At 69.8% G+C, this 14,921-nt stretch carries 13 protein-coding genes and 1 pseudogene; 5 read left to right on the forward strand and 9 right to left on the reverse strand.

The features are described 5' to 3' along the window. Positions 1-20: 20 nt before the first annotated feature. The 6 genes from NS3_RS04490 to mqo all read right to left on the reverse strand — a co-directional run bounded on the left by NS3_RS04490 (position 21) and on the right by mqo (position 7,013). Complete coding sequence (locus NS3_RS04490) at positions 21-404, reverse strand: cobalamin biosynthesis protein (protein WP_084495029.1); 384 nt, start codon at positions 402-404, stop codon at positions 21-23. Between the two features lie 216 nt (positions 405-620). Further along, positions 621-2,084 (reverse strand): cobyrinic acid a,c-diamide synthase CobB, encoded by a 1,464-nt coding sequence (locus tag NS3_RS04495; RefSeq protein ID WP_067853955.1) that lies wholly within the window; start codon positions 2,082-2,084, stop codon positions 621-623. Next, a complete protein-coding gene (gene cobO, locus NS3_RS04500) occupies positions 2,081-2,695 on the reverse strand; it encodes a cob(I)yrinic acid a,c-diamide adenosyltransferase (RefSeq protein ID WP_067853959.1) in 615 nt (204 codons plus the stop codon). The genes NS3_RS04495 and cobO overlap by 4 nt, the downstream gene beginning before the upstream one ends. 59 nt (positions 2,696-2,754) lie before the next feature. Continuing rightward, complete coding sequence (locus NS3_RS04505; RefSeq protein WP_084495031.1) at positions 2,755-4,842, reverse strand: magnesium chelatase subunit D family protein; 2,088 nt, start codon at positions 4,840-4,842, stop codon at positions 2,755-2,757. A gap of 170 nt (positions 4,843-5,012) precedes the next feature. Continuing rightward, positions 5,013-5,462: a GNAT family N-acetyltransferase gene (locus NS3_RS04510; RefSeq protein WP_067853966.1), complete on the reverse strand. Its 450-nt coding sequence runs from the start codon at positions 5,460-5,462 to the stop codon at positions 5,013-5,015. A gap of 18 nt (positions 5,463-5,480) precedes the next feature. Further along, positions 5,481-7,013, reverse strand: a complete 1,533-nt coding sequence (gene mqo, locus NS3_RS04515; protein ID WP_084495032.1) for a malate dehydrogenase (quinone) — start codon at positions 7,011-7,013, stop codon at positions 5,481-5,483. Between the two features lie 291 nt (positions 7,014-7,304). On the opposite strand from mqo, the gene NS3_RS04520 reads away from it, so the two are divergent. Continuing rightward, entirely contained in the window at positions 7,305-8,342 is a 1,038-nt protein-coding gene (locus tag NS3_RS04520; RefSeq protein ID WP_067854554.1) for an alpha/beta hydrolase, read from the forward strand. An 88-nt stretch (positions 8,343-8,430) separates the two neighbouring features. Here the strand turns inward: NS3_RS04520 and NS3_RS04525 are convergent, their stop codons facing one another. From NS3_RS04525 to map, 3 genes are all read right to left on the reverse strand, one after another. Next, positions 8,431-8,994, reverse strand: coding sequence for a hypothetical protein (locus tag NS3_RS04525; protein ID WP_067854558.1), 564 nt, complete (start codon positions 8,992-8,994; stop codon positions 8,431-8,433). Between the two features lie 61 nt (positions 8,995-9,055). Beyond that, positions 9,056-10,579: a cobyric acid synthase gene (locus tag NS3_RS04530; RefSeq protein ID WP_067853971.1), complete on the reverse strand. Its 1,524-nt coding sequence runs from the start codon at positions 10,577-10,579 to the stop codon at positions 9,056-9,058. Between the two features lie 28 nt (positions 10,580-10,607). Then, positions 10,608-11,474 (reverse strand): type I methionyl aminopeptidase, encoded by an 867-nt coding sequence (gene map, locus NS3_RS04535; protein WP_067853973.1) that lies wholly within the window; start codon positions 11,472-11,474, stop codon positions 10,608-10,610. A 154-nt stretch (positions 11,475-11,628) separates the two neighbouring features. On the opposite strand from map, the pseudogene NS3_RS04540 reads away from it, so the two are divergent. From NS3_RS04540 to NS3_RS04555, 4 genes and pseudogenes are all read left to right on the forward strand, one after another. Then, positions 11,629-11,979: pseudogene (locus tag NS3_RS04540) on the forward strand (LLM class flavin-dependent oxidoreductase); the annotation flags it as partial. A gap of 114 nt (positions 11,980-12,093) precedes the next feature. Then, positions 12,094-12,579 carry a hypothetical protein gene (locus NS3_RS04545; protein ID WP_157101164.1) on the forward strand — a complete coding sequence of 162 codons (486 nt, stop codon included), beginning with the start codon at positions 12,094-12,096 and terminating at the stop codon, positions 12,577-12,579. Then, complete coding sequence (locus NS3_RS04550; protein WP_084495034.1) at positions 12,576-13,673, forward strand: tyrosine-type recombinase/integrase; 1,098 nt, start codon at positions 12,576-12,578, stop codon at positions 13,671-13,673. The genes NS3_RS04545 and NS3_RS04550 overlap by 4 nt, the downstream gene beginning before the upstream one ends. A 213-nt stretch (positions 13,674-13,886) precedes the next feature. Then, a complete protein-coding gene (locus tag NS3_RS04555; RefSeq protein ID WP_067853981.1) occupies positions 13,887-14,897 on the forward strand; it encodes an LLM class flavin-dependent oxidoreductase in 1,011 nt (336 codons plus the stop codon). Positions 14,898-14,921 lie beyond the last annotated feature (24 nt).

Raw genomic sequence — 14,921 nt, forward strand, 5'->3', positions numbered from 1 at the left:
CGGCCGCCGCGGCCGAGCGCCTACGCCAGTCGCCGGGCGAGGGCCACGGTCACCCCGGCGTGCACGGTTTTGGCCCGCACCAGGGGCCCGCCCCGCGCCGCGAGAACAGCGGCGGCTTCGGCCACACTCGCCGTTCCGGTCGCGGCGTCGACCCGCTCGCTGGGATGCGGGACAGCGATGGCGGCCAGCTCGGCCGACGAGAACGTCACCACCGGAATGTCCAGTTCCCTTGCCGCGGAAAGCAATCCGGGTTCATCACCGCGCCGGTCCAGTGTCGCCAGGCAGCAGCAGTCCGAGTCGGCGAGGACCGTGCGCACCGCCGCCAGAATCCGATCGGCGCCGGTCCCGGGGCGGAAGCCGACCCCGACGGCAACCGGTGCTCGGGAAACGCGCTGAACCGTCACGGTGACTCGCCCGCACCCGACGGGCTACGCCGGGCCACGGCCCCGATCCGGCGTCCGCGCGCGCCGTCGCCGTTGCCTGCGGATCGCCCGCGCCCGGCGCGCGGAAGCTCCGCCCGGCGCCCGCGCGCGCCGTCGCCGTTGCCTGCGGATCGCCCGCGCCCGGCGCGCGGAAGCTTCGCCCGGCGCACCACATCCACGGGCGGGCGGAACCCCGGGTCAGTGTGTCGCGCGCGCGGTCGCATACTCGGCCGCCGCGGCGACGAATCGGGCCGTCGCGGAGGGGTTTCCGGCGGGATGGGTGTGCAGGTAGGAAGCGTGCACCCGGTGGGTGACCAGTCCCTCGCGGACCGCCGCGCCCGCCGGGTCGCGCCAGCCCCAGGCAGGCCGGGAGGTGTCGGCGCGGACCAGGCGGGTCCGGTGGAACTCGTGGCCGCGCACCCGTTCGCCCGCACGCCACAGCGGGGAATCCGCTACGGCCACGGCGTCGCGATAACCGAGGGTCAGGCGGGGACCGAACTCGGCGTCGGCGTCGAGGACACCGGCCATCGCGTGGCCGTCGAGCGAGCGGGTGAGGTACAGCAGCCCCGCGCATTCGGCGTGGATCGGCAGGCCTGCGGCCGCCTGGGCACGGATCTGCTCCAGCAGCGGCGTATTGGCCGCCAGCGCCGCGGCATGCTCTTCGGGGAACCCCCCGGGGAGAACGAGACCCGCGGTGCCGGCGGGCAATTCGTCGCGCAGCGGGTCGAAGACGACGACGCGGGCGCTCGCCGCGGCGAGGACTTCGCGGTGTTCGGCGTAGCCGAAGGTGAAGGCGGGACCACCCGCCATCGCCACCAGCGGGCCGTCACCACCGACACCGGAGCGGTCTTCGATGGCGAGCGGGCCCACTTCCGACGTGCTCGCCAGTTCGTCGGCGGGATTCCAGGCCGGGCCCCCCACCGTGCCGCGCGCCAGAGCGGCGACGGCGGCGAGATCGACGTGCGCGGCCACCAGGTCGGTCATCGCGGCGACCGCCGTGGTGGCCGCGGCCCCGTGCTCGACGGCCGGAATGAGCCCGAGGTGGCGGGACGGGACTTCCAGTTCGGCCATGCGCGGCAGCGCCCCGAGCACCGGCAGCCCGACGCGAGCGCAGGCCGCGCGCAGAACCTGTTCGTGGCGTTCGCTGCCGACCCGATTGAGGATCACCCCGCCCAGCCGGATACCGCTGTCGAAGGTCGCGAAGCCGTGCAGCAGCGCGGCCAGACTCTGGCTGTGCCCGCGGGCGTCCACGACCAGCACGACCGGCGCGCCCAGCAGGCTCGCCACCTGAGCGGTCGAGCCCTCGGCCACCGGACGGACGTCGGCGTCGTCGATGCGGCCGTCGAACAGCCCCATCACGCCCTCGACGACCGCCAGATCACAGCCGGCACTGCCGTGCCGGTACAGCGGCGCCACCCGATCCGCGCCGACGAGCACCGGATCGAGGTTGCGGCCGGGACGACCTGCCGCCAGCCCGTGGTACCCGGGGTCGATGTAGTCCGGGCCCACCTTGAACGGCGCGACGCGATGCCCGGCCCGCCGCAGCGCGCCGATCAGACCTGTTGCCAGCGTGGTCTTCCCGCTGCCCGACGCGGGCGCGGCGATCACCACCGCCGGCGCGGCGCGGTCGCCGGCCGGCGTGGAGTACCCGGCGCCGTTCACCACTCGATGCCGCGCTGGCCCTTGCGGCCCGCGTCCATCGGGTGTTTGACCTTGGTCATCTCGGTCACCAGATCGGCGGCGTCGAGCAGCGCTTGCGGGGCGTCGCGCCCGGTGATCACGACGTGCTGGTTACCCGGCCGATCGACCAGGGTGGCGACCACGTCGTCGACATCCACCCAACCCCATTTGAGCGGATAGGTGAATTCGTCGAGCACATAGAAGCGGTGTTCTTCGGCGGCCAGGCGTCGCTGGATCTCCCGCCAGCCGGAGAGCGCGGCGGCGGCGTGATCGTCCTCGCTGCCCTGTTTGCGGGTCCAGGACCAGCCCTCGCCCATCTTGTGCCATTGCACCGAACCGCCGACGCCGGTCTGCTCGTGCAGCGTGCCCAGGGTGCGGAAGGCGGCCTCTTCGCCCACCTTCCACTTGGCGCTCTTCACGAACTGGAACACCGCCACGTCGAAGCCCTGGTTCCAGGCGCGCAGGGCCATGCCGAACGCCGCGGTCGACTTGCCCTTGCCCGGTCCGGTGTGTACCGCGAGCACCGGCTGGTTACGGCGTTGCCGCGTGGTCAGCCCGTCGTCGGGCACCGTCTCCGGCACACCCTTAGGCATCGCTACTCCTCGTGTTCCCGTGTCCGCCCGGCCGAATCGACAGGGCGGAGTCTTATCTCTCAGGCGGCTCGCGCCGGTCGGCCGGTCGGGGCACGCCCGGCGCCGGCACGCACCACCTCGGCGACGGCCTCACCGGTCAGCTCGCCGAGGCGCACCACGCGGCCGCGCAGGGCGCGCGCCAGTTCGGCGGCCAGACCGAGCCGGATCATGCCGCGTTCGCAGTCCACCACCATCGCCGTCACCCCGTCGCCCGCCAGCAGGCCCGCGGCGGTCTTCGCCCGGCCGACCGGGTCGGCGCCGCCGGTGGCACGGCCGTCGGTCAGCAGCACCAGCATCGGGCGCCTGCGCGGATCACGCACCCGCTCGCGGTGCACGATCTCGCGGGCCTTCAGCAGGCCGGCCGCCAGCGGCGTCTTTCCGCCCGTGCGCAATCCGGCCAGCCTGCGCACGGCGATGTCCACCGACGAGGTCGGCGGCAGCACCAGTTCGGCCTCCGCGCCGCGCACACTGATCACGGCCACCTTGTCGCGCCGCTGGTAGGCGTCGCGCAGCAGGGTGACGACGGCGCCGGTCACCGCGGCGAGCCGGTCGCGCGCGGCCATCGAGCCGGAGGCATCGACGACGAAGACCACCAGATTGCCTTCGCGGCCCTCGCGATAGGCGCCACGCAGGTCTTCGGGGGCGAAGGTCATCCTGCCCTCGGTCCGTTCGCGCAGATGCTGGCGCGGGGCGGCCGCGAAGACGGTGCCGAGCAGATGCAGCCCGGTGCCGGGTTCGGTGGTCGCGCGCACCACCCGGCCGTTGCGGGTCTGTGCGCGGGAGCGGCGACCGGGCGCGCCCTCGCCGACACCGGGCACCTCCCAGCGCGGCGGCTCGGCCGCGCCGGAAACCGGTGTGCCCGAACGACCTTCGCGGGCTCGCCCGCTACCGGGGCCGTCGGTGCCGGGACCATCCGGGCCGGGGTCGTCCGGGTCCTCGTCCGGGCCGGGTCCCGCGGCGCCGGTGTCGTTGTCCTGATCGCCGGGCCGGTCGCCGGGGTCTCCTTCGTCGGCATCCTGCCCCGCCGAGTCGGCGCCGTGTCGGTCCTCGCCCGAATCCCGCTCCGGCGCGGGCGGTTGCGCCTGATCGACCGCGTCCGCGGCGTCGCGCATGGCCTGATCGAGCTGGTCCTCGCTGATGCCGGGCTCGTCGAAGGGATCGCGGCGACGGCGGTGCGGCAGCGCCAATTCCGCCGCGACTCGCACGTCCCGCTCATCGACCGCGTCCGCGCCGCGCCACGCGGCGTGCGCGGTGGCGGTGCGGGCCACGACCAGATCGGCGCGCATACCGTCGACGTCGAAAGACGCGCACAGGGCGGCGATCCGGCGCAGTTCGGTGTCGTCGAGCGTCACCTCGCCGACCCGCTCGCGCGCCTTCAGGATGCGTTCGGCGATCTCCCGGTCGGCGTCGGCGTAGCGGGCGGCGAACGCGGAGGGGTCCGCCTCGTAGTCCAGCCTGCGCCGGACCACTGTCATCCGGGTGTCCACGTCGCGGGAGGCGGCCACGTCGACGGTGAGGCCGAACCGGTCGAGCAGCTGCGGACGCAGCTCGCCCTCTTCCGGATTCATCGTCCCCACCAGCACGAATCGCGCCGGATGCGAATGCGACACGCCGTCGCGCTCCACATGGACCCGGCCCATCGCGGCGGCGTCGAGCAACACGTCCACCAGATGGTCGTGCAACAGGTTGACCTCATCGACGTAGAGCACGCCGTGATGGGCGGCCGCCAGCAGGCCCGGCCGGAATGCCTGCTCGCCGTCGCGCAGCACCCGTTCCAGATCCAGCGAGCCGACCACCCGGTCCTCGGTCGCGCCGACCGGCAGCTCCACCAGTCGCGCCGGGCGCGCGCCGGTCTCGTCCACCACCGGCGGCAGCAGATTCGCCAACGCGCGCACGACCGTCGACTTCGCGGTTCCTTTCTCCCCGCGCACCAGCACACCGCCGATGCCCGGATGCACCGCGCACAGGGTCAGCGCCAGTTGCAGCTGCTCCTGCCCGACCACGGCGGAGAACGGAAAGCCTGCCTCGGAACCGGGCGCAGGCGCAGGCACGACGACAGTCTGCCGTCGTTCGGCGTGGGACCGTCGTTCGGCATGGGACAAGGACATGTCCCTACCCTAGGCCGGAGCGCATCGCCCGCGGTCGCCACCCTGTGGGCCCGCGCATCCCCTCGACACGGGCGGGCAAGCGACCCAGCAGCCGACCGGCCCCCGACGGGCCTTCGGGCCGCCACTGTCGGAGGGGATGGAAGACCCGAGCCCGGCGGCGAATCGAGCGGTCAGCCCCGGCGCATCGGCACGTGCTCGATGCCGTCCTCGATGAACGTGTCACCGTCGACGACGAAGCCGTGCTTGGCATACATGTCGACCAGGTAGGTCTGGGCATCGAGTCGCACGGTCGACTCCCCTGCCTCGGCCAGCGCCGCCTGCAGGACACGGGTGGTGTAGCCGTGCCCGCGCACTTCCTTCGCCGTACAGAGACGGCCGATGCGAAAGGACTTCACGCCGTCGGCGTGCTCCTCGAGCAGCCGCAGCGTGCAGATGATCTCGCCTTCGTCGTCGAGCCAGAAATGGCGCGTCTCCGGCAACAGATCGAGCCCGTCCAGTTCCGGGTACGCGCATTTCTGTTCGACGACGAAGACTTCTACGCGAAGCTTCAACAGCTGGTACAGGGTGGCGGTATCGAGATCCGCGGCCCACGAACGCTTGAGCGCAACCGTTGACATCATCGCGCTTTGCTATCACACCTAGGCGCTGGGCGCGACCCCTACCGGCTGCGGCGTGTTCGCCGCGCCCGCCTCGGTCAGGCGAAGGGCCTTGTTGGTCCAGTTCCAGACATCGTGGAACAGCGCCTTGTCCTCGGACAGCTTCACCCCGAGCGAGGGGATCATCTCGCGCAGGCGCGGAGTCCAATCGGCGTACTCGCGCGGGAAGCAGCGCTGCAGCACATCGAGCATGGCGGTCACACAGGTCGAGGCGCCGGGCGAGGCGCCGAGCAGACCCGCGATCGAGCCGTCCTGGGCCGCGATGACCGCGGTGCCCAGCTCGAGCACGCCGCCCACACCCTTGCGGCGGATGATCTGCACGCGCTGACCGGCGGTGATCAGCTCCCAGTCGTTGCCGTGGGCGCGCGGGACGAACTCCTCCAGCGTGACGACCCGGCCGGACTGCGACTTCAACAGCTCCGAGACCAGGTACTTCACCAGCGACAGCTCTGTGACGCCGACGCCGAGCATCGGGGCGAGGTTGCCCGCCCGGATCGACTTGAACAGATCGGCATTGCTGCCGTCCTTGAGGAACTTCGGCGTCCAGCCCGCGTAGGGACCGAACAGCAGGCCGGGCTTGCCGTTGATGACGCGGGTGTCCAGGTGCGGCACCGACATCGGCGGAGCGCCGACGGCGGCCTTGCCGTAGACCTTGGCCTCGTGCTTGTCGATCAGCGAGGGGTTGGTGCAGCGCAGGAACTGCCCGCTGACCGGGAAGCCGGCGAAGCCCTTGATCTCCTTGATGCCGGACTTCTGCAGCAGCGGCAGCGCGCCGCCGCCCGCGCCGACGAATACGAACTTGGCCAGCACGGTGCGGCTCTCGCGGGTGCGCCTGTTGCGCACGGTGAGCTTCCAGCTGCCGTCGGACTGTTTGGTCAGGTTGCGTACCTCGTGGCCGAAGGCCAGGTCGGCGCCCACCGAGCCGAGGTAGCCGAGCAGTTCCTTGGTAAGCGAACCGAAGTCGATGTCGGTGCCGTTGTCGGTCCAGTTGAGCGCGATCGGATCGGAGAAGTCCCGGCCCTTGGCCATCAGCGGCAGGCGACGGCTGAACTCGTCGGGGCTGTCGATGTACTCCATGCCCTCGAACAGCGGGTGCGGGGCCAGCGCTTCGTAGCGCTTGCGCAGGTACTGCACGTCATCGGCGCCGTGCACGAAGCTGACGTGTGGAATCGGGTTGATGAACCGCGAGGGGTCGCCGAGGACGCCGTTCTCGGTGGCGTAGGCCCAGAACTGCCGCGAGACCTGGAAGCGCTCGTTGATGTCGATGGCCTTGGTCACATCGACCGAGCCGTCCGGCTTCTGCGGGCTGTAGTTGAGCTCGCACAGGGCCGAGTGGCCGGTGCCCGCGTTGTTCCAGGGATCACTGCTCTCCGCGGCCGCGGCGTCGAGCCGCTCGAAAAGCGAGATCGACCACTCCGGCTGTAACCGGCTGATGAGGGCACCGAGGGTGGCACTCATGATTCCGGCGCCGATGAGCACCACATCGGTCTTTTCAGTCATGGCAGCGTTCGGCACGGCTTGATCGACTTCCTTGTCACTTCTGCGGCGCGGCCCCCGTTGGCCTGCCTTGGTTGTAGCGAGCCTGGCGTGACTCGGCGGGGCTAGGTTACCCGCCGTTCACCTGTGCCCAATTGTGCACCTCATGACCTTCGATTTCGGCAACGGACCCTGCGAATGTGATAAAGATTCCTCTCCCGTCGCTGGTCGCGCCGGGTCTATATTCCGGCCGCCGCCTGGCCTAGATTGATTCTCGTGACCGATCGAACTCCTGAGCGCGTGTCCGACATCACCGTGACGAATTCCGGCATCGCCGACGGCCCGGCGCAGTGGCAGGCGGATGTTCTCGGCGCCGGCTATCAGCAGCACACCATCGAGCTGGGCGAGGACCCCGACGGCGAGGGCGAGGTGGTCGCGACACTGGTGCGCCACCTGCCCGACACCGGCACCGAAACCGACGAGACAGCCGAGACCGCCGTGCTGTACGTCCACGGGTTCACCGACTATTTCTTCCAGCGCCATCTCGCCGAGCACTTCGCCGGGCGCGGACATCGGTTCTACGCCCTGGATCTACGCAAGTGCGGTCGCTCGCTGCGTTCCGGGCAGAGCCCGCACTATGTGACCGATCTGACCTTCTACGACGCCGAACTCGACGAGGCGCTGCGCATCGTCCGGGCCGAAACCGGCGCGAACGTGCTCCTGGTAGCGCACTCCACCGGCGGACTGATCCTGCCGCTGTGGCTGGACCGGCTCAACCGCGCGGGCGGCGTCGCCGAGGCAGGCATCATCGGCCTGGTACTCAACAGCCCGTGGTTCGACCTGCAAGGCCCGTCCTACTACCGGACCATCGGCACTCCGCTCATCGAGTCCCTCGGCCGATTCCGGGCAACCGCGCGTCTGCCCGGCGGCGGCCTGAGCACCTACGGCGACAGCCTGCACCACACGGTCGCCGGTGAATGGGACTACAACCTGGATTGGAAGCCGCTGGCGGGCGCGCCGGTGCGCTTCGGCTGGCTGCGTGCGATCCGGCGCGGCCACTTCCGGCTGCACCAGGGTCTCGACATCGGGGTGCCCGCGCTGATCCTGCGCTCGAAGCTGACGAAGTTCTTGCGCACGTACGGCCCGGCCGCCGATGTGGCCGACACGGTGCTCGACGTCAAGCAGATCCAGCGCTGGTCCGGCTGCTTGGGCGACCGCACCAATATCGTGCCCATCGACGGTGCCCGCCACGACGTGTTCCTGTCCGCGGAGCGTCCACGCGCCCAGGCTTTCGCCGAACTCGATCACTGGCTGAACTGGCTGGACGAGTACCGGCGGGTCGAGCAGGGCGAACCGGCCGAAGGCTGAGTCCACGAGCCGAAGGCTGAGTCCACGGCCGAGGGCTGAGTCCACGACGAGGCCGGTCCGATCGGGCAGCGGATCGGACCGCACGCACTCACCAGAGGCTGGTGCGCAACACGATCTCCGTGGCCAGTTCGTGCGCGGCCTCGGTGGCCACGTCGTCGGCGTCGACGTCGACGACTCGGAACTCGCCGTAGACGAACCGTCCCGACGCCTCTGCCGTCGCCCGATCCATGCCCTTGGTGACCAGCACGGTCACCGGCAGTTCCAGCGGGCGGCAGGTCGGGTCGGCGGCCGAGCCGCCGGGTCCGGGCACGGCGGGATGGGCGCGATCGGCGACCACCATGCTGATGTAGCGACCGAAGGTTCCCGCGCACACCCGCCAGGCCAGGTCGGCGCCCGCGCCGCGTCCGGCGACATGGGCGTACGGCACGCCGAGCTCGTCGAGCAGAACGGGTACGTCGGCCGGGGTGAGACCGTCGATCGACTCGACCGCGAGGGTGCGCAGATCGGAGGTCGTCAGCCGGGCCACCACCTGGTCGTAGCCGTCGACCAGGTCGCCCTCATCGGGCAGCAGCAGCACCGTGTGGCGCGTTTCCGGGCCGTCGACGCGAACCGTGAAGGCCCGGTCGCCGACCGTGATCCGGCGGGACTCCATGCCGGAACGGTACACCGCCGCGTCCGTCCGCGAGCGCGTCCCACCGGGGTCGGGCACAGCCCTACGCCCGGCCGACCGTCAGCACCGGCAGCCCCGCGGGCGCGCCACCGGTGACGATGCGCTCGAGCGCGTCCTGATCGAGGTGACGCTCCATGAGATCGGCGAGCAGATCGAGCTGTCCGGCGCGCACCCCCGCGACCGAGGTGTCGGGCGACACCGCGAAGTCCGGGCGTCCCGCGCGCTCGGCGACCTCGCACAACCAGGCACGGCGGAACTCGTCGCTCTCCAGCAGTCCGTGCACGTGGGTCCCCCGGGCCGCGCCCGCCACCGACCCCTCCGGTGCACCGTCGAGTTCGAGCCAGCCCGGATCACCCGTGCGCCGCACCCGGCCGTGATGGATCTCGTATCCGTGCCATGCCGTCGCCGACCGCGGGTCCCTGCCGTCGACACGTCGTAGCACTTTCGGTTCGTCGAATTCGATGTCCAGGTCGAAGATCCCGAGCCCCTCGACCTCACCCGCTCCCGACTCCACCCGGTCCACGATGCGACGCCCCAGCATCTGGTACCCGCCGCAGATCGCCAGGATCGGCCGCCCGTTCACCGCCCGCTCCCGCAGCGCCTCCGCGATCCCGGTGCGGCGCAACCATTCCAGATCCGAGACGGTGGACTTGCTGCCGGGTACCACCACGAGATCGGCATCGGCCAGGCGCGAGGGTTCGCTCACCCAGCGCACCGCCACACCGGGCTCACACGCCAGCGCCTCCACATCGGTGGAATTGGAGATGCGCGGCAGCCGCACCGCCGCGACGGTCAGCCACCGGCCACCCACGGGCGGTCGCGGACGCCCGACCGGCGCGTCGGCGACGGTGCCGAGCGAGTCCTCGGCATCGATCCACAACTCCTCGGCGAACGGGACCACCCCGAGGGTCGGCCTGCCGGTCAATTCGGTGAGCCTATCCAGCCCCGGCCGCAGCAGATCCACGTCGCCGCGGAACTTGTTGACCACGAACCCCGCGATCAATTCCTGATCCTCGGGGTCGAGTACCGCCACCGTGCCGAACAAATGGGCCAGCACCCCGCCCCGGTCGATGTCGCCCACGACGAGCACCGGCAGATTCGCGGCCCGCGCCAGTCCCATGTTCGCCAGATCGGTGGCGCGCAGATTGATCTCGGCGGGCGAGCCCGCGCCTTCGCAGATCACCACATCGAATTCGGTACGCAGCGACGCCAATTCGTCGGCCACCACCTGCCGCAGTGCGGTGCGATGCCGGAAATAGTCGGCCGCGCCGACGGTGTCGACCGCCCGCCCGCGCACCACCAGTTGCGAGCGCCGGTCACTGCCCGGCTTGAGCAGCACCGGGTTGAAGCGCACGCTCGGCTCCAGCCCGCAGGCGCGCGCCTGCAACGCCTGGGCGCGGCCGATCTCCCCGCCGTCGAGGGTGACGACCGAATTGTTCGACATGTTCTGTGCTTTGAACGGCGCGACCCGCACTCCTCGCCGTGCGAGCATCCGGCACAGCCCGGCCACCACCACGCTCTTGCCCGCGTCCGAGGTAGTGCCCGCGACCAGGAGCGCGCCTCTCATCGCGGGACCGCTTCGACGGCAGCGGCGTTCACGGCAGGGTGAGTACTTCCGCGCCCGTCTCGGTGACCACGAGGGTGTGTTCGAACTGCGCGGTCCACGTGCGGTCCTTGGTGACCACGGTCCAGCCGTCGTCCCAGATCTCGTAATCGATGCCGCCCAGGTTGATCATCGGCTCGATGGTGAAGGTCATGCCGGGTTCGATGACCGTCTCCACCGCGGGCTGGTCGTAGTGCAGGATGACCAAGCCGTTGTGGAAGGTCGGGCCCACACCGTGACCGGTGAAGTCGCGCACCACGCCGTAGCCGAAGCGGTTGGCGTAGGACTCGATGATCCGCCCGATCACATTTAGCGCCCGGCCCGGCTTCACGGCCTTGATCGCCCGGTTCGTGGCCTCCTCGGTGCGTTCGACCAGCAGCCGCACCTCCTCCTCCACCTCACCGGCGAGAAAGGTCCGGTTGGTGTCGCCGTGCACGCCGTGGATGTAGGCGGTGACGTCGATATTGACGATGTCGCCGTCCTGGATGACGGTCGAATCCGGGATGCCGTGGCAGATCACCTCGTTCAGCGAAGTGCAGCACGACTTCTGAAAACCCTTGTAGCCCAGGGTGGACGGGTAGGCCCCGTGATCGCACATGTACTCGTGGGCGATGCGATCCAGTTCGTCGGTGGTCACGCCGGGCGCGACGGCCTTACCGGCCTCGTCGAGCGCCCGCGCCGCGATCTTGCTCGCGATCCGCATCTTCTCGATGGTCTCCGCCGACTGCACCCAGGGCTCCCCCTGTGCCTCCTTCGCCGTCTTCTTCCACGCGTACTCGGGGCGTTCGATGGCGCGCGGCACCTCCCTGACGGGTGAGAGCGTGCCGGGAACCAGGGGCTGACGAGTGCGCACGGACATGCGATCAGCTTATCGGCCGCTCAGGGACACGCCGATGGGGCGCGGTCCGCCCCGCGATCGGGAGTGCAGGCGACCCTCGAGGCGGCAGGAATATCGAGGGTCCACCCACCGTTCCCAAAGTGGTTGACATAGAAACTTCCTGGAAGGACGCGCTGTGGAACTGGGACTCACGACATTCGCCGAGCGGTACCCCGTCGCCGACCGGCCCGCACCGACCGCCGCGCAACGACTGCGTGAAGTCGTCGAGGAGGCCGTGGCCACCGAAGCCGCCGGGCTGGACGTCTACGGCGTCGGTGAACACCACCGCGTCGATTTCGCCGCCTCCGCGCCCGCGGTGGTTCTGGCCGCCATCGCCGCCCGCACCGAACGCATCCAGCTGACCAGCGCGGTCACCGTGCTCAGCTCCGCCGATCCGGTGCGCGCCTACCAGGAGTTCGCCACCCTGGACGCGCTGTCCGACGGTCGCGCCGAGCTGATGGCGGGCCGCGGCTCCTTCACCGAGTCGAACACAGTCCTGGCGCGAACTCGCCCCTGACCAGGGGCAAGGACACCGACCGAACCACGCCGATCACCTCAATCGCTCTGACCTGCTGGTTTGCAGGTTCGCCAGGAGGTCGCGGTGAGCCGAGAAATCCACCCGAGTTCCGCACCGCAGACTACCGACAGCCACGAACCCGAGACCAGCAACACCTCACCGTTCGGTCGCGGACTGCCACTTCCGAAGTTGCAACCACCCCGCACTACCGATGCCCTCTACACGGTCCGCCCGATCGACTACAACAGTCGCGTCCAAGCCCTCGGAGTGCTGCCCGTACTCGGCTGGCGCGGTGGCGACAGGCTTCGTTGGCAGGTGAAGCACAACCTGATCGTGGTGACCCGCCTCGATCCCGATAGCCGCACGCCCGGCGACAGCGCCGCGATCACCCGTGTGGGCCACCTACGTCTGCCCGCCCAGTCACGTCACGCCGCCCGGCTGAGGATCGGAGACCGGGTTCTGCTCGCCGCCGGGCTGATCCCCGACGTGCTCATCATCTGGCCCATGCCGATCCTCGACGACGCACTCCTGCCCCACGCCACCGACGCCGCAACCGGGAGACTCGTGTGACGACCGACTCCGCACGCGAAAGCAACCTCATCGCCGCACGCCTGCTGCTCGAACGCCTCGACCTCAAGCCCGAGGACCTTCAGGGGCTACCGAGTTCACCGCGCGAGGTGCCGACTTTCGCCGAATACATCCCTGTCGTCCTGGCATCCATGCCTGTCGGACACAGGACCCGCACGGGCTACAACTCCTACTGGCGGAAGCTGCTCGATTACGGCTGGGCAGACCGACGGATCGACGAGCCCACCGTGACCGAACTCAAGACCATGGTCGAACACTTCCGAACGACCCGGCAGGTGCGGCGGGCCGACCGCGGTGGCCGGGGAACCGTGACAACTTCGATCAGCGCGTTGCGCTATCTGTACCGCTACGCCATCAACGACGGCTTCATCGACGCGCTCGACGACCCCGCCGCCAGACTGGTCAAGCCGGCGCCGCTACCGCCCACCCGTCGAGCACTACCCGACCAGATCCTCGAAGCGATCATCGAGGCCGCCGATACGACCGGAGACGACCCCGAACTCGACTCCCTCATCCTGCGCCTGCACATCGAAACCGCCTGCCGAGCATCCGGAGCACTGTCACTGCGGCCGAAAGAGCTCGACCCGACCCAGTGCCTGATCCTGTTGCGGGAGAAGCGGGGAACCGTCCGCTGGCAACCGGTCTCCCCCACCCTCATGAACGCACTCCTTCGTCACGCCACCGAACGAGGCGCACCCGACGACGGCCGCCTCCTGCGGTACCGCAACGGCAACCCCATCACCAATCGCCGGTACGGCAGCCTGTTCGAACGCCTGGCCGCGCACGTTCCGGCCGTGCGCTCCCATGGCATCACTGCGCACTGGATCCGCCACACCACCCTCCGCTACGTCGAACGGCGCTTCGGAACAGCCGTAGCGAAATCCTATGGCGGGCACTCCGACAACTACCGCACCGCCAATGACATCTACACCCGCGCTGGAATCGAGGAGGTCGCCAGAGCACTGTCGGAGATCACCGGGGAGCCACATCCGCTCGCCCAGCCGGACATCTCATTCTGGCGAGGGCCACAGCCGATTCCTACGCAGGAGGTTCCAGAGGAGTTGCAGCCGGATTAGGTGACGGTTGGTCCAGGAACCGCCTCGACCACCAGGTCGAACGGAGCCGCATCGACATGCCCCGACGTTGGTGCGACCCCACGGCCCTTCCGCTGCAAGAACTCATCGGGCACGCGAACGCCCCTCCTCAGACGACAAGCTCCGGAATCTTTCAACTCCTCACACCGTTGCACCCCATAAGGTTGACATAGAAACTATCGAGAGGGACCGGCCATGGAACTGGGACTCACCACCTTCGCCGAACGCTATCCCGTCGACGGCCGCCCGGCACCCACAGCAGCTGAACGCCTGCGCCAGGTCGTCGACGAGGCCGTTGCAGCCGAAGCCGCGGGACTCGACGTCTACGGCGTCGGCGAACACCACCGTGTCGACTTCGCCGCGTCCTCGCCCGCGGTGGTGCTGGCCGCTATCGCCGCGCGCACCGAACGCATCCAGCTGACCAGCGCAGTCACCGTACTCAGTTCCGATGACCCGGTCCGGGTGTACCAGGACTTCGCCACACTCGACGGGCTGTCCAACGGCCGCGCGGAGCTCATGGCCGGCCGAGGAAGCTTCACCGAGTCGTTCCCGTTGTTCGGCCTCGACCTCGGCGACTACGACCAGCTATTCGAAGAGAAACTCGCCCTGCTCCTGAAGCTTCGCGAGGAAAAACCCGTCACCTGGGAAGGCAAATTCCGCTCCCCACTACGCGAGACGATCGTCTACCCCCGCACCGACAACCGGCCACTGCCGGTCTGGATCGCGGTCGGCGGCAGCCCCGAATCCGTCATCCGCGCAGGGCTGCTCGGCCTACCCCTGGCGATCGCCATCATCGGCGGGCAACCGGCCCGCTTCGCGCCACTGGTCGATCTCTACCACCGCGCCCTCGACGAAGGCGGTCACGAGAAGCAGCCCGTCGCCGTGCACGCACACGGCTACATCGCCGACTCCGAAGAGGCCGCAATCAGCGAATTCTGGGAGCCCTACACCAGGGCCATGAACGTCATCGGTCGGGAACGCGGCTGGGGCCGCATGACCCGCGCCCAGTTCGACGCCATGCGCGGCCCGGAAGGCTCCCTGTTCCTCGGCACCCCCGACGTCGTGGCCGAGAAAATCGCTACCGTCCGCGACACCCTCGGCCTCGACCGCTTCATGCTCCACACCAGCGTCGGCACCCTGCCGCCGGACAAGGTGCACCACACCATCGAACTGCTCGGCGCCAAGGTCGCCCCGCAGCTGCGCTGAACTCGATCGGACAGCAGCGAAGGC

It is taken from the genome of Nocardia shimofusensis NBRC 100134, from assembly GCF_001613125.1.
GTDB lineage: Bacteria > Actinomycetota > Actinomycetes > Mycobacteriales > Mycobacteriaceae > Nocardia > Nocardia shimofusensis.